The organism is Bradyrhizobium sp. CCBAU 51745, from assembly GCF_028128715.1.
Lineage (GTDB): Bacteria > Pseudomonadota > Alphaproteobacteria > Rhizobiales > Xanthobacteraceae > Bradyrhizobium > Bradyrhizobium manausense.
In genome coordinates this window covers 210,518-233,360 of record NZ_LBJP01000087.1, presented here as the reverse complement: position 1 = coordinate 233,360, position 22,843 = coordinate 210,518, and the positions used below count along the sequence as shown (strand labels likewise).

Here is a 22,843-nt window from a genome sequence, read left to right as displayed (position 1 = left end):
TCCGCGCGAGGGAATGTCTGCTTTTATGAGGGGCGGCGCCTTCTCCGGTGGCCGGCCCTCGCTATATGATCTGCATCCTTCCATAGCTATTCGGGGTCCCCATGAAGTTTCCGGCGTTGTTTAGGCCGTTGCAGGTCGGTCCGTACAAGCTTGCGCATCGCGTCGCGATGGCGCCGCTGACGCGCATGCGTGCCGAGCGCGACGGTTTCGTCCCGCGGCCGCTCAATGCCGAATATTACGGCCAGCGCGCGACGAAGGGCGGACTGATCATCGCCGAAGCCTCGCCGGTGCTCTCGCAGGGCCGCGGCAATCCGGCAACGCCGGGCATCTATACGGAGGCGCAAGTAGCCGGCTGGCGCAAAGTGGTCGATGCCGTGCACGCCAAGGGCGGCATCATTTTCCTCCAGCTCTGGCATGTCGGCCGCGTCTCGCATTCTTCCTTTCACGGCGGTGAGCTTCCGGTCTCGGCCTCGGCGATCCCGATCAGGGCCGAGGGCATGAGGGCGATGACGGCCGACGGCAAGATCGCCGATTACGAGACGCCGCGCGCGCTGGAAACAGACGAGGTCAAAGGCATCGTCGAGGCCTTCAGGCAGGCCGCGAAGAACGCGCTCGCTGCCGGCTTCGATGGTGTCGAGATCCACGGCGCCAATGGCTATCTGCTCGAGCAGTTCCTGCAGTCACGCAGCAATCAGCGTACCGACCAATATGGCGGGTCGGTCGAAAACCGAACGCGCCTGCTGCTCGAGGTCGCCGAGGCCGCGATCGACGTCTGGGGCGCGAGCCGCGTCGGCGTGCGGCTGTCGCCGCATGGCATCGCCAATGATTCCGCCGAGCCGGATCCGATGCCGCTCTACACCCATGTGGTGCAGGCGCTCGACAAGCTCGGCCTCGCCTATCTGCATCTGATCGAACCGCGCTCCAGCGGCGCCGGCCGCGCCGACGTTCATTGGGAGAACGTGCCCTCCGCCATGGTGCTGTTCCGCCCGCACTACAGCGGCGTGCTGATGACCGCCGGCGGCTTCACCGGCGAGACGGCAAATGCCGCAATCGCCGAAGGCCACGCCGACATCATCGCCTTCGGCCGCATCTTCATCTCCAACCCGGATCTGCCGCGGCGTCTCGAGCACGACTACCCGATCACGCCGTACAACCGCGCGACCTTCTATGGCGGCGAGGAGAAGGGATATACGGACTACCCTGCTTACGACGAGCTGACGCCGGCGTAGACACTCTCCTCGTCATTCCGGGGCGCGACGAAGTCGCGAGCCCGGAATCCATCAGGCCGCATACCTTGAGGTGGAATGGATTCCGGGCTCGATGCTTCGCATCGCCCCGGAATGACAGACTTGATTTGTTGCGCGACCGCACCCACAAATTCCGTCATTGCGAGCGCAGCGAAGCAATCCAGACTGCCTCCGCGGAAAGATTCTGGATTGCTTCGCTGCGCTCGCAATGACGACGGAGAGACCTACCATGGCCAAAGCCGCAGCCGCCGCAGGAACCGCCACGGGCCAATGCCTCTGCGGCAAGGTCACCTTCGAGATCGACGTCCCCGCGCGCTGGGCCTGGCACGATCATTCCGCCGCCAGCCGTCGCGCCCATGGCGCTGCTTACGCGACCTATGTCGGCAGCTGGAAGAAGCGTTTTCGCATCACATCGGGCGAGACCACGCTGACCCGCTACGAGGACAAGGCGACCAAGACCGCGCGCAGCTTCTGCTCGCATTGCGGTACGCCGATCACTTATGAGCGCCCGCGCGGCCCGCACATGGTCAACATTCCCCGCGCCCTCTTCAAAGAGCGCACCGGGCGCCAGCCGCTCTATCACATCGCGATCGAGGAGCTGCAGGAATGGGCCTATACCGGCGAGCCGCTGGTGCCGCTGAAGGGCTTTCCGGGCGTGGTCTGGCAGCGCTCGAAAAAGAAGAAGCGCGCTAGCGGCGAGGATCCATTCGAACTCGGGCGCGAGGAGATGTAACGCCCCGCTCTCGTGCCCCGGACGCAGTGCGGCGCGAAGTGCCGCATTGCGTCCGGGACACTAGAGCGCAGTTCGCTGCTCACGCGCAACGCAGCCATGACCGCGCTTCCTTGCGCGCGCCCCGAAAGTTCGGCCATCATGTCTTCCGTCCTTGCGGCAACGTCCGCTCCTGGAGGAAACATGAAGAACAAGATCACCGGCCGTTCCGCCTTTCTCGCGCTGCTCAAGGACGAGGGCATCACGCATCTGTTCGGCAACCCTGGTACCACCGAGCTGCCGATCATGCATGCGCTCAAGGACCATCCCGACCTGACCTATGTGATGGCGATGCAGGAGAGCCTGGTGGTGGCGATCGCCGACGGCTACAGCCGCGCCTCCGGCAGGCTCGTCGCCTGCAACGTCCATGTCGCACCGGGCCTCGGCAACGCCATGGGCTCGCTCTACAACGCCCGGTTCACGGGCACGCCGATGATCTTGACCGCGGGCCAGCAGGAGCAGGGCCATGGCCTGATGGAGCCGGTGCTTTACGGGCCGCTGGTGCGCATGGCCGAGCCGCTGGTGAAATGGGCGGTGGAGGTGACGCGGCTGGAGGACCTGCCGCGCATCGTGCGCCGCGCCGCCAAGGTCGCGATGACGCCGCCGACCGGGCCGGTGTTCATTTCGCTGCCCGGTGACATCCTCAACAGCGAAGCCGGCATCGATCTCGGCCGCTCCACCCGCATCGACACGCGGGTGAAGCCGTCGGATGACGCGCTCAGAGCATTTGCCGCACGGCTGCTGAAGGCCGAGCGCCCTGTCATCGTCACCATGGACGAGGTGGTGAAGAGCGATGCGCTGAAGGAAGCCGCCGAACTCGCCGAGTTGCTCGGCGCCGCCGCCTATCAATCCTCGACGCCCTATGGCGCGCACTTCCTCTCGGAGAGTCCCGGTTTCGTCGGCACGCTGGCCCGCGTGCAGAAGGTCGCGCGCGATACGCTCGCGCCTTATGATCTCTTGATCGCGCTCGGCGGCGATCCCCTGCGCATGTCGGTCTATAGCGAAGTCGACGCGCTGCCTGATGGCCTCGGCATCGTGCAGATCGGTCTCGTCGACTGGGAGATCGCCAAGAACTACGGCGCCGAGATCGCGCTGAAGGCGGATGTGAAGGAAACGCTGCGCGCTCTGATCCCGGTGCTGAAGGAGATGGGCGGAGCGTCGCTGGAGAGCCGCGGGAAACAGCGCCTGGCCGAGCTTGCGCCGAAGAACAGGACAGCGCGGCGTGCCGCACTGGTCGAGCAGATCGGCAAGAGCGCGGGCCGCAACCCCATCGATCCTGACTATCTCGTACTGCAGATGGTCGAGGCGATGCCTGAGAATGCCATCCTCGTCGACGAAGGCCTCACCTCGAGCCGCCAGATCACCAACTTGCGTCCACACCGCGATCGCTATGGCTATCATGGCCTTGCCTCCGGCGGCATCGGCTGGGGCCTGCCGGCCTCGGTCGGCGCCAGCATCGCCAATCCGGATCGCCCGGTGGTGTGCTTCTCCGGCGACGGCAGCGCGATGTATTCGATCCAGGCGCTGTGGACCGCCGCGCATCACAAGCTGCCGCTCAACGTCGTCATCGCCAACAATGGCGGCTACCGCATCATCAAGCAGCGCCTGCTAGCTTTTCATGGCGACGACAATTATGTCGGCATGGATTTCGTCGATCCGCCGGTTGATTTTGCGGGCGTCGCGAAGGCGCTCGGCTGCGAGGCGATCAGGGTCAGCGATCCGCGCGAGCTGAAGGGGAGGCTCACTTCGGCGTTTAGCCGGCCGGGGACGAAGCTGATCGAGGTGATGGTGGACGGGAAGGTGTAGGATGGGCTCCCTCCACCCGTCATTGCGAGGAGCCCTTGCGACGAAGCAATCCAGACTGCTTTTGCGGATACACTGGATTGCTTCGCTTCGCTCGCAATGACGAGGAGGGCGCAACTACCCCTTCCTCCCCACCCCATACCCCGCCGCCGGATGCGGCGCGTCTAACCGCGCCCGGCCGTCGCCGAACAGCTTTTCCCGCAGCGTCCCCCTGGCGTAGTCCTTCTTGTACCGCCCGCGCCTGGTCAGCTCCGGCACCAGCATATCGCTGATATCCTCGAAATCGCCGGGCGAGATTGCAAACGCAACGTTGAGACCGTCGACGTCGGTCTTCTCGAACCAGTCCTCGATCTTGTCGGCGACGCTCTCGGGCGTGCCGACCACGACCGGGCCGGCACCGCCGATGCCGACGTGCTCGATGACATCGCGCACGGTCCAGACGCGGTCGGGGTCGCCGCGGGTGACGTTGTCGAGCGCGCTGCGGCCGGCATCGTTCTGGACGTGACGGACCTGTTGGTCGAGCTCGTAGCCGGAGAAGTCGATGCCGGTCCAGCCCGACATCAGGGCGAGCGCGCCTTCCGGATTGATATGCGAGCGGTAGTCGGCATATTTCGCCGCGGCTTCAGCTTCGGTGTTGCCGAGGATGATGGTCATCATGCTGAACATCAGGATCTCGGCCGGGTTGCGGCCGAGCTTGGCGGCTTCCTCGCGGATCGCGGCGACGCGCGGCGCGATGATCTTGGCTGACGGTCCCGACATGAATACGCATTCGGCGTGTTTTGCCGCGAATTGCCGGCCGCGCGGCGAGGTGCCTGCTTGATAAAGCACGGGCGTGCGTTGCGGCGACGGCTCGCTCAGATGAATGGTGTTGTTGACGCGGTAGTTCGCGCTCTCATGATTGATGCGATGAACCTTTGAGGGATCGGTGAAGATGCCGCGTTTGCGATCGCGCAACACGGCATCGTCCTCCCAGCTTCCCTCCCAGAGCTTGTAGACCACCTCCATATATTCGTCGGCGATGTCGTAGCGGTCGTCATGTCCGGTCTGCTTGTCCTTGCCGGCGCCGCGCGCGGCGCTGTCGAGATAGCCGGTGACGACGTTCCAGCCGATCCGTCCCTCGGTGAGATGGTCGAGCGTCGACATCCGTCGCGCGAACGGGTAGGGCGGCTCGAAGGAGAGATTGCTGGTGACGCCGAAGCCGAGATTTTTCGTTACCGCCGCCATCGCCGAGAGCAGCAGCAGCGGCTCGTTCGACGGCGTTTGTGCTGCATTGCGTAAGGCTGCGTCAGGGCTGTTGCCATAGACGTCATAGACGCCGAGCACGTCGGCCAGGAACAGGCCGTCGAAACGGCCGCGTTCCAGCGTCTTGGCGAGATCGATCCAGTAGGGCAGGCGGTTATATTCGGCGGTGCGGTCGCGCGGATGGGTCCACAGCCCGGGCGATTGATGCGCGACGCAATTCATCGCAAATGCGTTGAGCCTGATTTGCTTGGCCATGCTGGTCCCTCAGCGCCCTGTACTGAGCGCTCTTTGAATGATAGACGTGCGCCCCAACTTGGCGAAGTTCTTGCATATAATTGGCCCTTGGCAAGGGCCAAGAATAGAAAGGCTTGAGCTTGGCAAGGCCAAAATCGGCGGCACACCCGCCCTTGGCAAGTCAGGCTCGAGAGAGCAAGAACGAAATCGCAAGCCCCGCCACTTTCGAGCGTCCGCGTAGTCCGCTACGCTGCCTCGTTCCAGGACGTTGAAGACGATACTGATGACCAGAGCCGACGCCATCGCCCGCGCCCGGGACGACTTCCAATCCGGTGCGTTCCTCTCCGAACTCGACCGCCGCGTCGCCTACAAGACCGAGAGCCAGAACGCCTCGCGCGGCCCCGAGCTGCGCGCCTATCTGGAACAGGAGATGGTACCGGCCTTTGCCGCGCTCGGTTTCGAGAGCCGCATCGTCGAATCCCCGAGCGGCAAGTCGCCGTTCCTGTTTGCCGAGCATCATGAGAGCGCGTCCGCGCCGACCGTGCTGGTCTACGGCCATGGTGACGTCGTCGACGGCATGGAAGGCGAATGGCGCGAGGGCCGCGATCCCTGGCGCACGACGAAGGCGGGCATTCGCCTCTACGGCCGCGGCACGGCCGACAACAAGGGCCAGCACAGCATCAACATGGCGGCGCTCCGCGCGGTGCGCGAGGCCCGCGGCGGCAAGCTCGGCTTCAATGCCAAGTTCATCGTCGAGATGGGCGAGGAGATCGGCTCGCCCGATCTCGGCAAGGTCTGCGATCTCAATCGCGATGCGCTCAAGGCCGATCTGTTCATGGCCTCGGACGGGCCGCGGCTATCGGCGGATCGACCGACTCTTTTTCTGGGCTGCCGCGGCGGCATCCGCATTCATCTGGATGTGAATTTGCGCGACGGCGGCAACCATTCCGGCAATTGGGGCGGCGTGCTCGCCAACCCCGCGACCATCCTGGTCAATGCGATTTCGACGCTGGTCGACGGCCATGGCCGTCTCCAGTTCGAGGCCTTGAAGCCGCCGCGGCTGACCAACCAGATCCGCAGCTATCTTGCGGATGTACAGGTGGTGCCGACCGCGGACGAGCCGCAGCTTGCCGAGAACTGGGGCGAGGAGGGGCTGTCCGCGGCCGAGCGGCTCTATGCCTGGAACACGCTGGAAGTGCTGGCGATGTCGTCGGGCAATATCGAGAAGCCGGCCAATGCCATTCCCGGCCACGCCAACGCCGTGCTGCAACTGCGTTTCGTGGTCGGCACCAAGGTCGATGGGCTGATCGATGCTATCAGGGCGCACCTCGTCGCAAAGGGCTTTCCAATGGTCGAGGTGCGGGCGGGCCAGAGCTTTGCCGCCTCGCGCACCGATTTTGACAGCCCCTGGATCAAATGGGCGGCTGACTCGGTCCACAACACCACCGGCAAGGCGCCGGCGGTGCTGCCGAATTTCGGCGGCTCGTTGCCGAACGACGTGTTTTCGGAAATTCTGGGCCTGCCGACGATCTGGGTCCCGCACTCCTATCCCGGCTGCTCCCAGCATGCGCCCAATGAGCACATTCTGCTGCCGTTGACAGAAGAGGCCTTGACGGTCATGGCCGGCTTGTTCTGGGATCTCGGCGAATTACCGCGGCCGTTAACCTGAGCTGGCATCCAGCCAAAAGTCACATTCTAATCCGGCCCGAGATGTGCTTGCATCCGGCCGCATCATCCGAAAGGGGAGAAAAAGTGAAACATTTCCGTCACATCGGCCTCGCGCTGGTCGCCACCTTTGCTGTGAGCCAGGCTGGGGCCGAGGAGCTCACCGGCACGCTGAAGAACATCAAGGACACCGGCGCCATCACGCTCGGCTTCCGCGACTCCTCGATCCCGTTCTCCTATCTCGACGACAACCAGAAGCCCGTCGGGTTCGCGATGGACATCTGCTACAAGATCGTCGACGCCGTGAAGAAGGAGCTCAAGCTCGACAAGCTCGAGGTCAAGCTCAACCCGGTGACCTCGGCCACGCGCATCCCGCTGATGGCGAACGGCACCATCGACCTTGAATGCGGCTCGACCACCAACAATGCCGAGCGCCAGAAGCAGGTTGCCTTCACCAATACCCACTTCCTGACCGCCAGCCGCTACGTCTTCAAGAAGTCGAGCGGCATCAAGTCGATCGACGACCTCAAGGGCAAGACGGTGGTGTCCACCGCCGGCACCACCAACATCAAGCAGCTCACCGAAGCCAATGTCTCAAAGGGCCTCGGCGCCAACATCATCCCGGCCAAGGATCACGCCGAAGCCTTCCTGATGGTCGAGACCGATCGCGCGGTCGCCTTCGTGATGGACGACATCCTGCTCGCCAGCCTCGTCGCCGGCTCGAAGTCGCCCGATGACTACGCCATCTCCAAGGATGCGTTCTCCAAGCCCGAGCCCTATGGCATCATGCTGCGCAAGGACGACGCGCCCTTCAAGAAGGTGGTCGATGCGGCAACGGCTGCGCTCTACACCTCTGGCGAAGGCGAAAAGATCTACGACAAATGGTTCACCCAGAAGATCCCGCCAAAGGGCCTGAACCTGAACACGCCGATCTCGCCCGAGCTGAAGAACGAGTTCGCCAAGCCGACGGACTCGCCGAATCCGGACGACTACAAGTAAGATGCCGTTCGCCTCTCCCTGCTCTTGTCCGCCGAAACCTTGGCGCAGCCGGATGCGGGGAGAGGTAAAAAATTCCGGCCATTCTGGAGGGAGTGGCCGGACATTTGCATAAGCGCCCGGGACACCTCTGACGGGCGCGTTCGCGCGGGGGACACGTGAACTACCATTGGAACTGGGGAATTTTCTTCGAGCCGAATCCGATGGGGACCGGCACCTATCTCGACATGCTGCTGTCGGGCCTGGTGTTGACCCTGAAGACGGCGGTGCTCGCCTGGATCATCGCGCTGATCTTCGGCTCGATCGTCGGCGTGATGCGAACGCTGCCGTCCAAGGCGGCGTCTTGGTTCGGCTTCTGCTGGGTCGAGTTCTTCCGCAACATGCCGCTCCTGGTGCAGCTGTTCCTGTGGTTCTTCGTGCTGCCGGAGCTGTTGCCGAAGCCCGCCGGCCTGTGGCTGAAGCAATTGCCGAACGCCCCGTTCTGGACGGCGGCGATCGGTATCGGCTTCTTCATGTCGGCTCGTGTCGCGATCCAATTGCAGGCCGGCATCTCCTCGCTGCCGCGCGGGCAGAAGATGGCCGCCACCGCGCTCGGGCTGACCACCATGCAGGGCTATCGCTACATCCTGATGCCGATGGCGTTCCGGATCATCCTGCCGCCGCTGACGTCCGAGTTTCTCAACACCATCAAGAACACCGCGGTTGCCATCACCATCGGCCTGATCGAGCTGACCGGGCAGGCGCGCTCGATGCAGGAATTCTCGTTCCAGGTGTTCGAGGCCTTCACGGCCGCGACCATCCTCTATCTCCTCGTCAACGCCGTCGTCGTGACCGCGATGCGCTTCCTCGAGCGCTGGGTCGCGATCCCCGGCTACATCACGGGGAAATAGCGCCATGTTCAGCAATTTCGATTTCGGCGTCATCATCCGCGCGTTGCCCTACCTGTTCTACGAGGGCATGACGTTCACGCTGATGCTGACCGGCCTCGCAGCACTCGGCGGCCTCGTCTTCGGCACGGCGATCGCCTTGATGCGGCTGTCCGGCTACAAGGTGCTCGGCCGCATCGCCGGCGTCTATGTCGACTTCATGCGCTCGCTGCCGCTGGTGCTGGTGATCTTCTGGTTCTATTTTCTGGTGCCCTATATCGGCCAGTGGCTGACCGGAGCGTCGCGCCCCATCAGCGTCGGCGCGTTCGCCTCCTCGCTGATCACCTTCATCATGTTCGAGGCGGCCTATTTCTCCGAGATCATGCGCGCCGGCATCCAGTCGATCTCGCGCGGGCAGCCGGCCGCGGCCAGCGCGCTCGGCCTGACCTACGCGCAGACCATGCGCTACGTCGTGCTGCCGCAGGCGTTCCGCAACATGCTGCCGGTGCTGATCACGCAGACCATCGTGCTGTTCCAGGACACCTCGCTGGTCTACGTACTGTCGATCACCGACTTCCTCGGCGCCGCCAGCAAGGTCGCGCAGCGCGACGGCCGTCTGGTCGAGATGTATCTGTTTGCCGCAATCGTCTATTTCACCATTTCCTGTATCGCGTCCTTCGGCGTCCGCCGCCTCCAGGCGCGCATCGCCATCATCCGCTAGAGTAAAGCCGGTCATGATCGAAATCAGCCACGTCAACAAATGGTACAGCCCGACCTTCCAGGTGCTGACCGACTGCACCACCAGCGTCACCAAGGGTGAGGTCGTGGTGGTCTGCGGTCCCTCGGGCTCGGGCAAGTCGACCCTGATCAAATGCGTCAACGCGCTGGAGCCGTTCCAGAGCGGCGACATCAGTGTCGATGGCACCAAGGTCAACGATCCCAAGACCAATCTGCCGAAGCTGCGTTCGCGCGTCGGCATGGTGTTTCAGCATTTCGAGCTGTTCCCGCATCTGAAGATCATCGACAATCTCTGCCTGGCGCAGGAGAAGGTGCTGGGCCGGGCCCACGACAATTCGGTCACCAAGGGCATGCAGCTCCTGGAGCGCGTTGGCCTGAAGGAGCAGGCGCAGAAATTTCCGGCACAGCTCTCCGGCGGCCAGCAGCAGCGCGTTGCCATTGCGCGCGCGCTCGCGATGGATCCGATCGTGATGCTGTTCGACGAGCCGACCTCGGCGCTCGATCCGGAAATGGTCAGCGAGGTGCTCGACGTCATGGTCGATCTCGCCCGCGAAGGCATGACCATGATGGTCGTGACCCACGAAATGGGCTTTGCGCGCAAGGTCGCCAACCGCGTCATCTTCATGGACCGCGGCGAGATCGTCGAGGACGCCCCGAAGGACGATTTCTTCGGCAAGCCGAGAAGCGACCGCGCACAGAAGTTCTTGTCGAAGATTCTGTCGCATTAAGCGGTCGTCATCCCGGGGGATCCATCGGGCGGCGGTCCATGGCGTGAGATGGATTCCGGGCTCGTCGCTACGCGCCGCCCCGGAATGACGAAACGAGGGTGCTTGGTGCCCCCGTTTCGCGTATAAGCGCCCCAAATCCCCCTTCCCGCCAGGAGACCCGCCTTGGACCCGATCGCCTACGTCAACGGCTCATTCGTCCCGCTCGCAGACGCGAAAATCTCGGTGCTCGATCGCGGCTTCCTGTTCGCCGACGGCATCTACGAGGTCTCGGCCGTGCTGGACGGCAAGCTGGTCGACAACGCCTCGCATTTGTCGCGGCTGCAGCGGTCGGTCGGCGAGATCAAGCTCAGGCTGCCGGAGACGCTCGATCGCATCACCGAGATCCAGAAAGAGCTGATCGCCCGCAACAAGCTCGAAAGCGGCCTCGTCTATCTCCAGGTCACCCGCGGCGCCGACAAGAGTCGCGACTTCCCGTTCCCCAAGGCCGACGTCAAGTCGAGCCTGGTGATGTTCACCTCGGAGAAGGACATTATCAACGCCGCCTCGGCCAAGGCCGGCATCAACGTCATCACGGTCCCCGACATCCGCTGGGAGCGCCGCGACATCAAGAGCGTGGCGCTGCTGGCGCAGGTGCTGGCGAAGCAGGCCGCAGCCGAAGCCGGCGCCGGTGAAGCCTGGATGCTGCAAGACGGTTACGTCACCGAAGGTGGATCGTCCACGGCGTTCATCCTGACCAGGGACGACGTCATCGTCACCCGACAGAATTCGAACGCGATCCTGCCGGGTTGCACCCGCAAGGCGGTGATCGCGCTTGCGCAGGAGCGTCAGCTTCGCGTCGAAGAGCGTTCCTTCACGGTGGCCGAGGCGCTCGCCGCCAAGGAGGCGTTCATCACCTCAGCCTCGGCATTCGTGCAGCCGGTGATCGCCGTCGACGGCAAGACGATCGGCGACGGCAAGCCCGGCCCGATGGCGACGCGCCTGCGCGAGATCTATGTGGAGTTCGCCAAGGCGACCGCGGTTTAGGCGGTACGCTCCGCTGCCGTAGCTATCGTAGGGTGGGCAAAGCGAAGCGTGCCCACGTCTTCTTGAATGCATGGAGAGATGGTGGGCACGGCGCAAGTGCGCCTTTGCCCACCCTACGAGACCGTCGTTGTGGTGAGCTTACGCCACTGACGCCTTCACCTTCACCGGATGTACCGCGCGGAACGCGATCGCCAGCCTGTTCCAGGCGTTGATGGCGCCGATCAGCGCCGTCAGGTTCACCGTCTCCGCATCGGAGAAATGCGCACGGACCTGCTCATAGACATCGTCGGGCGCATGCGTCTCGGAGATCAGCGTCACCGACTCGGTCCAGGCCAGCGCGGCGCGCTCGCGGTCGGTATAGAGCGGAGACTCGCGCCAGGCGTTGAGCAGATAGATGCGTTGCTCGGTCTCGCCCCGCTTACGGGCGTCCTCGGTGTGCATGTTGATGCAGAAGGCACAGCCGTTGATCTGCGAAGCGCGAATCTTGACCAGTTCGATCAGCGACTTCTCGAGTCCGGTCGACTGGATCTGCTCTTCCAGCGCCATCAGCGCCTTCATCGTATCGGGGGCGGCCTGGTAGAAATTCATGCGGGGCTTCATGGTCGTTCTCCTTTGGCTTGGGGTCAGTGGGCTTCCCCGGCCGAGACATGGCCGGGCTTCTTCAGGAAGAGAACCGCGATCAGGGCCACGATCAGCGCCATGCCGAGCAGATAGAACGTGTCGCTGAAGGCGAGGATGTAAGCCTGCTTCTGTACGATATGGCCGATCGCGACATAGGCGCGATGCGACGCATCCGCACGGTCGAGCACGCCGTGATTGATGAAATACTGCGTGAGCTGTTCCAGCCGCGTGCGGGTGGCCTGCTCGAACACCGAGACAGACTGCATCAGCACGTTGGAATGATATTGCTCCCGCTTGGTCAGTACGGTCTGCAGGAGCGCAATGCCGACGGCACCGCCGAGGTTGCGCATCATATTGAACAAGCCGGACGCCGATCCCGCGTTCTCAGCTTCGATGCCTGATGTTGCGACCGCCGAGAGCGGCGCCATGACCAGTGCCTGGCCGATGGCGCGGACGACGTTGGGCCAGAGTAGCTGATCGGCGGCGTAGTCGTTGGTCATGAAGATGTTCATGAAGTTCGAGCCGGCGAACAGCACGAAGCCGATGGCGATGATGATCCGCGCGTCGAACTTCTGCATCAGGCGCGGCACCAGCGGGATCAGCACCAGCTGCGGCAATCCGGTCCAGGCCAGCACCGTGCCGATCTGCTCGGCATTGTAGCCCTGGATGCGCGCCAGATATTGCGGCAGGATGAAAACCGAGCCGTACAACGCGACGCCGAGCAGGAAATTGGCGAGCATGCCGAAGCCGAAATTGCGGCGGGCCAGCAGGCGCAGGTTCAACAGCGGCTTCTTCACGGTCAGCTCGATGATCAGGAACACGGTCAGCGCCACGGCTGCGATCACGCTGAGCTTGACGATGAAGGGTGAGCCGAACCAATCGTCCTTGTTGCCTTCTTCCAGCACGGTCTGGAGGGCGGAGAGGCCGATCGCCATGGTGATGATGCCGGCCCAGTCGCCGTCGCGCAGCAGTGACAGCTTCATCGACTTGGGCTCGAGCGCATACCAGAGCATGCCGACCATGATCGCGCCGGGCACGAGGTTGACGTAGAAGATGTACTGCCAGCCAAAGTTCTCGGTGAGATAGCCGCCGATCGTCGGGCCGATCGCCGGCGCGAACGTCGCCGACAGCGCGAACAGTGCAAGCCCCACCGGCTGCTTGGCGCGCGGCAAGAGTGTGATGATCAGCGTGAAGGCCATCGGGATCAGCACGCCGCCGCTAAACCCTTGCACGGCGCGCAGCACGATCATCTGTGGCAGGTCCTGCGCCAGCGCGCAGGCTGCCGACAGGCCCAAGAACAGGATCGCGTTGGTCAGCAGATAGATGCGGATCGAGAACACTTGCGCGAGCCAGCCGGACAGCGGGATCACCACGATCTCGGCGATCAGGTAGGACGTCGAGATCCAGCCGCCGTCGTCGATGCCGGCGCCGATCGCGCCCTGGATGTCGGCGAGCGAAGCGTTGACGATCTGGATGTTCAGCACCGCCATGAAGGCGCCGAGCGTGGCGCCGACCACGGCGATCCAGGTTTTCGCGGAGACGACAGGCGTTGCGGGGGCCGCTTGCGGGGCCGGGAGGTTGGCAGCCGATGCGGCATCGAGTGTCGGTTGAAGCGTGCTCATGGAAGGCTCGTCTCTGATACGGAGACAGGATGCGTTGGTCGGGACGTTTCGATAACAAGGGAAGTCTGGGAAGGATCATCAGGCAGGACTTGACAATCCTGCCGCGATCCTCGGCGACATCAGCCTCCGTTTGGCCGCGGCGCGGTGTCGGCGATGCGCTTGGCCGTCTCGCGCTCGGCCACTACCGTTGCTTTGGTATCGACCGTCGGCACCGCCGACATGCCGGGGCGCAGCAGGCCCGTGAGGCTGTGATCGTCGAGCACAATCTTCACCGGCACGCGCTGCACGATCTTGGTGAAATTGCCAGTCGCATTGTCGGGAGGCAGCAGAGCGAATTCAAGCCCGCTGGCCGGCGAAAGGCTGTCGACATGGCCATGCAGCGTGCGATTGCGAAAACTGTCGACGTGCAGCTCGACCGGCTGGCCCGCGCGAACATGCGTGAGCTGGGTCTCCTTGAAATTCGCGACGACGTAGACCGCATCGAGCGGAACCACCGCCATCAGCTGCGTGCCGGCCTGCACGTACTGGCCGACCCGCAGGCTGCGGGCGCCGACGGTGCCGTCAACAGGCGCGGTGATCTCGGTGTAGGACAGGTTCAGCTCGGCCTGATCGGCCACCGCGCGAGCGTGGTCGAGCTGCGCAATGGCCTGCGCACGTTGGGTGGTCAGCACGTCGACCTTGCGTTGTGCGGCAACGAGGCCCGACTGGGCGTGCTGCAATTGCGCGTTGCTGGCGCGGAGCGCCGCATCGGTCTGCTGCGCGCGCTGGATCGTGCCGGAGCCAGACTTCATGAGCTCGTCGTAGCGGGCCCGCTCTTCCTGCGCAAACTTCAGATTGGCATCGGCAGCCGTGACGTCGGCGGTGCTCTGCGCGATCACAGGCTGTTGCAGCTCGAGCTGGGCGTCGAGGTTGCGCACGGAGGCTTCGGCTGCCGCAACGTCGGCGCGGGCCTGGCCGAGCGCTGCCTTGAAGTCGCGGTCGTCGATCCGGGCCAGCACCTGGCCGGCCCTGACCTTCTCGTTGTCGCCGACCAGCACCTTCGCGATATAGCCGGAGACCTTCGGGGCGATGATGGTGGAATCCGCCTTCACATAGGCGTCATCGGTCGTTTCAAGGTAGCGGCCGGTGGTCCAGTAGTCGTGCCCGTAATAGGCCGTGGTTGCAGCGCCGGCGAGGAGCGCGAGCATCAGGGCCGCGCGTCGAACCATCTTGCGGGCCGCGATTGTTGCCGGCGCCTTGGCGTAATCACGCGTAATTTCAGTAGCTTGCTGGAAGGTCTCGGTGCGGGGCATTTCAGACATGGCGCTCTCCGGTCGGCTCGCTGAGACTATCGGTCTTGCCGGGGCAAGTGATAATTGGCAAAATTCTGGAAGGATTATCCATTCAGGGTGGATAATCGGGGCCGCCGGCTTGGTGCCTGATCTCTATCGGGTGAGGCTCGCGACTGCCCCAGAGCGATTGCCGTTCCTGTCGCGCGATTGCTGCCGAGGTGGTGCCATGGACCGATTGACCAGCATTGAAGTGTTCAGCCGGGTGGCAGAGACCGGCGGTTTCTCCGCAGCAGCCCGCAAGCTCAACATGTCGACCACCATGGTGAGCAATCACGTCCAGGCGCTGGAGGAGCGGCTCGGGGTGAGGCTGCTTCACCGCACCACGCGCAAGGTCAACCTGACCGAAATCGGCAAGGCCTATTACGACCGCTGCGTCCAGATCCTCGCCGATATCGAACAGGCCGACGACATCGCCGGCGAATTGCAGTCGGTGCCGCGCGGCACGCTGCGCATCCACGTCGCCACCCATATGGTGCCATTCGTGGCGCCGGTGGTGGCGAAGCTGCTGTCGGCCTATCCGGAGCTCAAGGTCGATCTACGCATGGGCGAAGCCGACGTCGATCTCATCGAGGAAGGCTACGACGTCGCGCTGCGCATGATCCCGCCGCCGGATTCGAGCCTGATCGTGCGGAGCCTCGCCACCTGGCGTCACGTGCTGTGCTGTTCCCACGATTACATTGAGAAGCACGGCCGGGTGAGGAAGCTCGACGAGCTCACCGCGCATAATTGCGGTCGTCACCTGAACTATCCGTTTGGCGACGAGTGGCGCTTCCTCGATCGCAAGGGTGCACCGGCGTCGGTGCGCATTTCAGGCAGCTTCGTCACCAACAGCGGAGAAGCGCTGCGGAAGGTCGCACTGGGAGGTGCCGCCGTCTGCCTGATGGCCGGTTTTCTCATTCAGGACGACCTTGAAGCAGGCCGCCTCGTGCGCCTGTTGCCGGAATACCGGACCGTCGAGCTGTCGATGAACGCGGTCTATCCGCATCGCCATCATCTGTCGGCGAAGGTCAGGACCTTCATCGACATGCTGGTGCATCACAGCGCCGAGCAGCAGAAGCTGATCAATCCGTATTCGTAAGACGCAGACATCAGTGCCGTAGGGTGGGCAAAGGCGCCCTTGCGCCGTGCCCACGATCTCTTCCGACAGATGGAGGTGGTGGGCACGCTTGCGCTTTGCCCACCCTACAAGAGCGTCAACCGGCGGCGCGGATCTTTGCCGGAGAAGTGCCGTAGGGCGGGCAAAGGCGCCCTTGCGCCGCGCCTACGATCTTTTCCGATTGATGGAAATGGTGGGCACGCTTGCGCTTTGCCCACCCTACAAGAGCGTCAGCCGGTGGCGCGGATCTTCGGCGGCGAAGATGTGGCCAAACGCGCAAGCAGCTGCTCGACCTCGGGCTTCACTTTCGCGATGGCGATGTCTTTCACCGGCCCATAACCGCGGATCTCCATCGGCGCTTTGGCAATGGCGATGAGATCGGGCAGATGCGCTGCGTCGAGCTTGCCGAGCATTTGCGCGATGATGCTCTCGTACCAGGCAATCAGCTCGCGCTCGGTTCGCCGCTCGGCCGCATAGCCGAACGGATCGAACGGCGTTCCGCGCAGCGCCTTGAGCCGCGCCAAGACCGCGAGCGGCAGCTGGATCCACTGGCCGAAAGCGCGCTTGCGCGGGCGGCCGCGCGCGTCGTGACCGGACGGCAGAAATGGCGGCGCGAGGTGATACTGCACGCTGAAGCCGTCTTCGAATTCGCGCTTCAGCTCATCGAGGAAGCCGCTTTGCATGTGCAGACGCGCGACCTCATATTCGTCCTTGTAGGCCATGAGCTTGAACAGGGCGCGCGCGACGGCTTCGGTCAGCGCCTCGCTGTTGAGCCCGGCTTCGGCCTCGCGGACTTTTCCGACCAGCGCCCGGTAGTGCGCCGCGTAGGCGTCATCCTGGTAGGCCGTGAGGAAATCGGAGCGTCTGCGGATGATCTGGTCGAGCGTCTCGGCCTTCGGTGCTTCGTTCGTCTGCGGCAGGAAGCCCGGATCGGCGGCAGCGATCCTGCCCCACGCAAAGGCCTGCTTGTTGCGCTCGATCGCGACACCATTGAGTTCGATCGCCCGCAGCAGCGCCGATAGCGAGACCGGCACCAGTCCGCGCTGCCAGGCAAAGCCCAGCATGATGATATTGGCGTAAACGGCATCGCCGAGCAGGCGCTCGGCGAGCGCATTGGCATCGATGCTGTCGACATTGTCGTTGCCGATGACCTGCCGGATTGCGCGCAGGCGCGCAGGCGAGGCGAGATCGGCGTCGCGGAAGCGGACGACGTCGCCTGTCGGCATCTCTGCAGTGTTGATCGCCGCGCGCGTGCCGCGGCGATAGGTGCCGGAGGCCTTTGGCGAAGAGCTGACCACAAGGTCGCAGCCGATCAGCGCGTCGGCTGCACCCTGGTCGATACGGACCTGATGCAGCGCCTCAGGGCTTGCGGCCAGGCGGATGTAGCTCAGCACGGGACCGAATTTCTGGGCAAAGCCGGTGAAGTCCAGCACCGAGACGCCGCGACGCTCGAGATGAGCGGCCATGCCGATCAGCGCGCCGACCGTGATCACGCCGGTGCCGCCGACACCGGTCACGAGCAGGTCGTAAGGCCGGTCTAGTGTCGTGGAAGAGGGGACGGGAAGCATGGCGGCGCGGCCGATCGCGTCGATCTGGCTGGCGCTCTTCTTCCGCCGCGTCGCGCCTTCGACCGTGACAAAACTCGGGCAGAAGCCGTTGAGGCAGGAAAAGTCCTTGTTGCAGGCGGACAGGTTGATCTGTCGCTTGCGGCCGAACGGGGTCTCTCTCGGCTCGACGCTGAGGCAGTTGGACTCGACCGAGCAGTCGCCGCAGCCCTCGCAGACGAGATCGTTGATATAGGCGAAGCGCTTGGGATCGGCCATCTGCCCGCGCTTGCGCCGCCGCCGTTTCTCGGTGGCGCAGGTCTGCTGGTAGATCAGCACCGAGACGCCGGAGACCTCGCGCAGCTCGCGCTGCACCGCGTCCATCTCCTCGCGCGGATGGATGGTGGCGCCATCAGGTAGGTTGGCCGGCGAGAACTGCGCGGGATCGTCCGACACCAGCGCGATGCGCGTCACACCCTCGGCGCGGACGCTATGCGCGATCGCCTGGACGCTGACGGGGCCGTCGACCGGCTGGCCGCCGGTCATGGCGACGGCGTCGTTGAACAGGATCTTGTAGGTGATGTTGGCTTTCGCAGCGATCGCCTGACGGATCGCCATCGAGCCGGAGTGGTAATAGGTGCCCTCGCCGAGATTCTGGAACACGTGCTTGTGGCCGGTAAATCGCGACGACGCCGCCCAGTTCACGCCCTCGCCGCCCATCTGGATCAGCGACGAGGTCTCGCGGTCCATCCAGCTCGCCATGAAATGGCAGCCGATGCCGGCCAGCGCCTTTGAGCCCTCGGGCACTTTTGTCGAGGTGTTGTGCGGGCATCCCGAGCAGAAATACGGCGTACGTGTTGCGCCCAAGACGTTGATCGTGCGCGCAGCTTCCGGCATCAGGGCGGCCGCACGCGCGGCAAGATTGAGCCCTGGAAACATCGGATCGAGCCGGCGGGCGAGCACGCCAGCCAGTGCGCGTGGTGACAGCTCGCCGATCCAGGAGATCAGTCGTGCGCCGTTTTCGTCATGCTTGCCGACCATGCGCTCGGGCTTGGCGCCGGGATAGTCGTAAAAATATTCCTTGAACTGGCTCTCGATGATGCCGCGCTTCTCCTCGACCACGAGGATCTCGCGCTTGCCCTTCACGAAATCCATGGCGTCGTGCAGCGCCAGCGGCCAGACCATGCCGACCTTGTAGATGTCGATGCCGATGCTGCGGCAGGCCGCCTCGTCGAGGCCCATCAGCCGCAGCGCCTCCATCAGGTCGAGATGCGCCTTGCCTGTGGTGACGATGCCGTAGGTGGCGTTTGGAATGTCGTAGATGTGGCGATCGATCGGATTGGCTTTTGCGAAGGCGTACACCGCGTGTTTCTTCGCCTCCAGCCGCTCCTCGATTTGCGGGCCCGGCAGATCGGGCCAGCGATAGTGCAGTCCATCAGGCGGCGGCATGAAGTCGGGTGTGCGAAAAAGCCGCGGCGGGCGCAGCGCGACGGAGGCGCCTGACTCCACGATCTCCGAGATCGCCTTGAAGCCGACCCACATGCCGGAGAAGCGGCTCAGCGCATAGCCATATTCGCCGAATTCAAGATATTCGTCGACGCTTGCGGGGTGCAGCGTCGGCATGAACCAGCTCATGAAGGCGACGTCGGACTGGTGCGGCATCGAGGACGATACGCAGCCATGATCGTCGCCGGCGACGACCAGCACGCCGCCATGCGGCGAGGAGCCGTAGGCGTTGCCGTGCTTGAGCGCGTCACCAGAGCGGTCGACGCCGGGGCCCTTGCCGTACCACAGCCCGAATACGCCATCGACCTCGCGCTCTCCTTGCGTCTCCACCTGTTGCGAGCCGAGCACCGCGGTCGCCGCGAGGTCCTCGTTCACCGCGGGGAGGAATTCGATGCGGTCTTTCTCAAGCCGCTGCTGGATGCGCCAGAGTTCGAGATCGATGCCGCCGAGCGGCGAGCCGCGATAGCCGGAGATGAAGCCGGCGGTGTTGAGCCCCGCCGCCCGGTCGCGTCGCACCTGATCGAGCGCGATGCGGACAATGGCCTGCGTGCCCGTGAGGAAGACCCGGCCCTCCTCGCGATCGTAGCGGTCGGAGAGCTCGTAGGCATCAAGTGACGGAATGGCGTCCATGGTGGACCTCGCGCGGCATCCTGCCGATAGCGAAGGTTAGGCCCGGGGGACTGGTAGGTCTTACCTATTTTTCCCAGTTAAGCTACTATATCGGTAGATTTTTGCTAATTCCGCAAAAATGTGGTATATTTTATCAATTTGAGGCCATCAATGATCGAAGACCAGGACATCAGGATTCTCGCTCACCTCCAGAAGGACGGTCGCGCCACCAACCAGCAGCTCGCCGACGAGGTCGGCATGTCGACCTCGGCCTGCTGGCGCCGGGTGCGCGCGCTCGAGGACAGCGGCGTCATCCGCGGTTATGCCGCTCTCATCGCGCGCGAGCAGGCGGGCTTTGCGATGTCGGCCATCCTCCATGTTTCGCTGGAGCGGCACGACGCCAAATTCGTCGACGAGTTCGTCTCGCGCGTCACCACGCGCCGCGAGGTGCTGGAGTGTTTTGCGACCACCGGTGATGCCGATTATCACCTGCGCGTCGTCGTGCAGGACATGGCGGCCTACAATCGTTTTCTCGACGAGTTCATGTTCCGCATCCCCGGCATCCGCTACGTCCGCAGCAATGTGGTGCTGAAGGAGATCAAGACCAGCGTCGCGCTGCCGTTTTGAGACACGGGAGGCGCCGTAGGGTGGGCAAAGCGAAGCGTGCCCACGTTATTTCATGGTGGAGAAAGATGGTGGGCACGGCGCAAGAGCGCCTTTGCCCACCCTACGGCAGTGTCGTTTACTTTCCTTCCCGCACAAACCTGTTCCGCAACGTCCCGACACCGGTGATGTCGATCTCCACGACATCGCCGTGCTTGATGTCAGGTGACGCGCCATCGGTGCCCATCCAGATCACATCACCCGGCCACAGGGTGAAATACTTCGTCAGCTCGACCAGGAACGGCACCACGCCAAAGATCATGTCGTTCGTCGCGAAGCGGTTGGTCTCCTTGCCATTGACGCGCACGATCGTCTCCATCTTGGCAAGGTCAGCCTCGGTCTCGATCCAGGGACCCATCGGCTTGAACGTGTCGGCATTCTTCGAGCGCCACAGGCTGCGATCGGCCTTCTGCCATGAACGTTCGCTGACGTCGTTGCCGATGGTGTAGCCGAACACGCACTCCATCGCGTTCGCTTCGGTGAGGTGCTTCACCTTCTTGCCGATGACGACCACGAGCTCGCCCTCGTAATGGATCTTCTCCGTCGCAAGCGACGGGATCACGACATCCTCGTCATGCGCGATCAGCGCATTCTGGGCGCGGTAGCCGATCTCGGGGCGATCAGGCACGGCCGGCACCGTACCGGCCTTGTCGGCGGCTTCCTTGAGGTGCTTCAGATAATTCAGCCCGACGCAGTAGAAGGTGCGGGGGATCAGCGGCAGCTCGATCTTCACCTGCGACAGCGGATGCGTGCGCGACGTGCGCTGCCATTCACTGAGGGGATCGCCGTCGACCGCGATCACTTGATCGCCTTCGACCACGCCCCAGGAGGTCTTGCCGGAGGCGGTGAATTTCAGCCAGCGCATGTTCTGTCCTTGTTGTTATTCCGCGGCATCGTGCGGCTGCACTTTCCAGGCACCGGCGGCCGGGCGCGCCAAGCCGAGATTCTCCCGCAGCGTCTTGCCGCGATAGTCCTTCTGGAACAGGCCGCGCCGCTGCAGCTCCGGTACGACATGCTGCACGAAATCGGCATAGGAGCCGGGCACATAAGTGGCCGCGATGACAAAGCCGTCGCAGCCGCGCTCGACGAACATTTCTTCCAGTCTGTCCGCGATCTCCTTGGGGCCGCCGACCATGGCGTCATGCACGTGGCCGCGGCCGGAGAAGGTGACAAAGTCGCGCGCGCTCGGATTGCTCTTGCCCGAAGCCTTCAGCACGCCGTCGCGGATGCCCAGAATGCCCTGCATGCTCCTGAGGTCGTCCGTCGTCAGCGGTTCGTCGAGATGCTTGGAAGCAAAATCGTAATTGAGCGCTTCGGATAGCAGCGACAGCGCGTCGATCTCGAGCGGCAGCTTGTTGATCAGCGCCATCTTGTCTTCGGCCTCCGCCTTGGTCGCAGCGCAGACCGGGGTGGTCAGATTGCAGAGGAACATCTGATCAGGATCGCGGCCGGCCTTGGCGGCCTCGTTGCGCACGGCGGCGTAACCGTCCTTGGCGCCCTGGAGATTGCGCGCGGCGGTGAAGATGACCTCGCCCCAGCGTCCGGCAAAGCGCTGGCCGCGGCCGGATGCGCCGGCCTGGATGATGACAGGATGGCCCTGCTGTGAGCGCGGCACGGTGAACGGCCCGCGGGACTTGAAGGCCGCGCCCTTGTGATCGAGCCGCTTCACCTTGGTCGGATCGGCAAAGCGGCCGGTCTTTTTGTCCATGATGAGCGCGCCGTCCTCCCATGTGTCCCAATGGCCGAGCACGACCTCCATGAATTCGTCGGCCTTGTCGTAGCGGGAATCATGTTCCGGATGGGAGTCCCGTCCCATATTGAGCGCCTCGCCGTCGTTGAGCGAGGTCACGACGTTCCAGCCCGCGCGCCCGCCCGACATCAGATCGAGCGTGGCAAAGCGGCGCGCGACGTCGAACGGCTCGTAATAGGTGGTCGAGCAGGTCGCCCCTAGGCCGAGCTTGTCGGTCACCATGCCCATCGTGGTCAGCACGACAATCGGATCCATCTTCACGCAGCGGATGCCGTATTCGACGGTATGGGCGTGGTCGTTGCCGTAGCGGTCCGGCATGGCGAGACGATCGTCGAAGAAGGCCATGTGGAATTTGCCGGCTTCGAGAATTTTCGCGATCTCCTGGTAATAGTCCGCCGACATGAAGTCGCTGCGCGAGTCCGGATGCCGCCACGAACTCGGCAAGTTCGTGCAGTTCTGCGCCTGAAGGAAGCCAACCAGCACCATCTGCCTGTCCATGCTGCTGTCTCCGGATGTGTCAGGACAGATCGAGGGCGATAAGGAAGTCCTCGGAGGCGCCGGCCGCTCGGAGCAGCGCCGCGCTGACGCGCGTGAGGCGGTCGGCCTTGACGATCGGCATGGCGTTCCCTCGGCTTTCGTGCCCTTAACGGACCTGTTGTTGGGTGCCATCGTCTCAAAGCGGAGCTGCGATATCAATCTCCCGTAAACCAATACAGGGCTGCAAATTCGTAGACAGAGCGCGCCTTTGGTCGAAGGCTCCTGCCGCGCGGCGGTATTCCCGGACATTTTT

The 22,843-nt window shown here is 63.8% G+C and carries 18 protein-coding genes; 11 read left to right on the top strand and 7 right to left on the bottom strand.

The genetic code is table 11. The features are described from left to right. Positions 1-101 precede the first annotated feature (101 nt). From XH98_RS28990 to XH98_RS28980, 3 genes are all read left to right on the top strand, one after another. A complete protein-coding gene (locus tag XH98_RS28990) occupies positions 102-1,229 on the top strand; it encodes an alkene reductase (protein ID WP_271620635.1) in 1,128 nt (375 codons plus the stop codon). Between the two features lie 247 nt (positions 1,230-1,476). Next, the gene (locus tag XH98_RS28985) at positions 1,477-1,980 is read left to right on the top strand and encodes a GFA family protein (RefSeq protein WP_271600761.1); all 504 of its coding nucleotides are present in this window, start codon (positions 1,477-1,479) and stop codon (positions 1,978-1,980) included. Between the two features lie 180 nt (positions 1,981-2,160). Further along, the gene (locus tag XH98_RS28980) at positions 2,161-3,822 is read left to right on the top strand and encodes a thiamine pyrophosphate-binding protein (RefSeq protein ID WP_271620634.1); all 1,662 of its coding nucleotides are present in this window, start codon (positions 2,161-2,163) and stop codon (positions 3,820-3,822) included. A 114-nt stretch (positions 3,823-3,936) separates the two neighbouring features. Here XH98_RS28980 and XH98_RS28975 read toward each other — a convergent pair whose 3' ends face one another. Continuing rightward, positions 3,937-5,316 carry an LLM class flavin-dependent oxidoreductase gene (locus XH98_RS28975; RefSeq protein ID WP_271620633.1) on the bottom strand — a complete coding sequence of 460 codons (1,380 nt, stop codon included), beginning with the start codon at positions 5,314-5,316 and terminating at the stop codon, positions 3,937-3,939. Positions 5,317-5,578: 262 nt separating this feature from the next. Between XH98_RS28975 and XH98_RS28970 the strand changes: the two genes are divergently transcribed. The 6 genes from XH98_RS28970 to XH98_RS28945 all read left to right on the top strand — a co-directional run bounded on the left by XH98_RS28970 (position 5,579) and on the right by XH98_RS28945 (position 11,311). Then, the gene (locus tag XH98_RS28970; protein ID WP_271620632.1) at positions 5,579-6,964 is read left to right on the top strand and encodes a M20 family metallopeptidase; all 1,386 of its coding nucleotides are present in this window, start codon (positions 5,579-5,581) and stop codon (positions 6,962-6,964) included. A gap of 41 nt (positions 6,965-7,005) precedes the next feature. Further along, positions 7,006-7,959 carry an amino acid ABC transporter substrate-binding protein gene (locus XH98_RS28965; protein WP_228749366.1) on the top strand — a complete coding sequence of 318 codons (954 nt, stop codon included), beginning with the start codon at positions 7,006-7,008 and terminating at the stop codon, positions 7,957-7,959. Positions 7,960-8,114: 155 nt separating this feature from the next. Then, entirely contained in the window at positions 8,115-8,846 is a 732-nt protein-coding gene (locus tag XH98_RS28960; protein WP_271600757.1) for an amino acid ABC transporter permease, read from the top strand. 4 nt (positions 8,847-8,850) lie between these two features. Next, positions 8,851-9,543, top strand: coding sequence for an amino acid ABC transporter permease (locus XH98_RS28955; RefSeq protein ID WP_220002415.1), 693 nt, complete (start codon positions 8,851-8,853; stop codon positions 9,541-9,543). A 13-nt stretch (positions 9,544-9,556) separates the two neighbouring features. Next, positions 9,557-10,288: an amino acid ABC transporter ATP-binding protein gene (locus XH98_RS28950; protein ID WP_057752583.1), complete on the top strand. Its 732-nt coding sequence runs from the start codon at positions 9,557-9,559 to the stop codon at positions 10,286-10,288. Between the two features lie 162 nt (positions 10,289-10,450). Beyond that, complete coding sequence (locus XH98_RS28945) at positions 10,451-11,311, top strand: D-amino-acid transaminase (RefSeq protein WP_271620631.1); 861 nt, start codon at positions 10,451-10,453, stop codon at positions 11,309-11,311. A 138-nt stretch (positions 11,312-11,449) separates the two neighbouring features. Here XH98_RS28945 and XH98_RS28940 read toward each other — a convergent pair whose 3' ends face one another. The 3 genes from XH98_RS28940 to XH98_RS28930 form a co-directional block, all read right to left on the bottom strand. Beyond that, the gene (locus tag XH98_RS28940) at positions 11,450-11,911 is read right to left on the bottom strand and encodes a carboxymuconolactone decarboxylase family protein (protein ID WP_271600754.1); all 462 of its coding nucleotides are present in this window, start codon (positions 11,909-11,911) and stop codon (positions 11,450-11,452) included. Between the two features lie 23 nt (positions 11,912-11,934). Further along, positions 11,935-13,554 carry an MDR family MFS transporter gene (locus XH98_RS28935; RefSeq protein ID WP_271620630.1) on the bottom strand — a complete coding sequence of 540 codons (1,620 nt, stop codon included), beginning with the start codon at positions 13,552-13,554 and terminating at the stop codon, positions 11,935-11,937. Between the two features lie 119 nt (positions 13,555-13,673). Next, positions 13,674-14,855, bottom strand: a complete 1,182-nt coding sequence (locus XH98_RS28930) for an HlyD family secretion protein (protein WP_271620629.1) — start codon at positions 14,853-14,855, stop codon at positions 13,674-13,676. Between the two features lie 196 nt (positions 14,856-15,051). On the opposite strand from XH98_RS28930, the gene XH98_RS28925 reads away from it, so the two are divergent. After that, a complete protein-coding gene (locus XH98_RS28925) occupies positions 15,052-15,963 on the top strand; it encodes a LysR family transcriptional regulator (protein WP_271600751.1) in 912 nt (303 codons plus the stop codon). A gap of 248 nt (positions 15,964-16,211) precedes the next feature. On the opposite strand, the gene XH98_RS28920 is transcribed toward XH98_RS28925, so the two are convergent. Further along, positions 16,212-19,661 carry an indolepyruvate ferredoxin oxidoreductase family protein gene (locus tag XH98_RS28920; protein WP_271620628.1) on the bottom strand — a complete coding sequence of 1,150 codons (3,450 nt, stop codon included), beginning with the start codon at positions 19,659-19,661 and terminating at the stop codon, positions 16,212-16,214. 150 nt (positions 19,662-19,811) lie between these two features. On the opposite strand from XH98_RS28920, the gene XH98_RS28915 reads away from it, so the two are divergent. Beyond that, positions 19,812-20,267 carry an Lrp/AsnC family transcriptional regulator gene (locus XH98_RS28915; RefSeq protein ID WP_220002423.1) on the top strand — a complete coding sequence of 152 codons (456 nt, stop codon included), beginning with the start codon at positions 19,812-19,814 and terminating at the stop codon, positions 20,265-20,267. A 115-nt stretch (positions 20,268-20,382) separates the two neighbouring features. Here the strand turns inward: XH98_RS28915 and XH98_RS28910 are convergent, their stop codons facing one another. Together XH98_RS28910 and XH98_RS28905 are read right to left on the bottom strand one after the other, a co-directional pair. Then, positions 20,383-21,168: a fumarylacetoacetate hydrolase family protein gene (locus XH98_RS28910; RefSeq protein ID WP_271620627.1), complete on the bottom strand. Its 786-nt coding sequence runs from the start codon at positions 21,166-21,168 to the stop codon at positions 20,383-20,385. A 15-nt stretch (positions 21,169-21,183) separates the two neighbouring features. Continuing rightward, positions 21,184-22,551, bottom strand: coding sequence for an LLM class flavin-dependent oxidoreductase (locus XH98_RS28905; protein ID WP_271620626.1), 1,368 nt, complete (start codon positions 22,549-22,551; stop codon positions 21,184-21,186). Positions 22,552-22,843 lie beyond the last annotated feature (292 nt).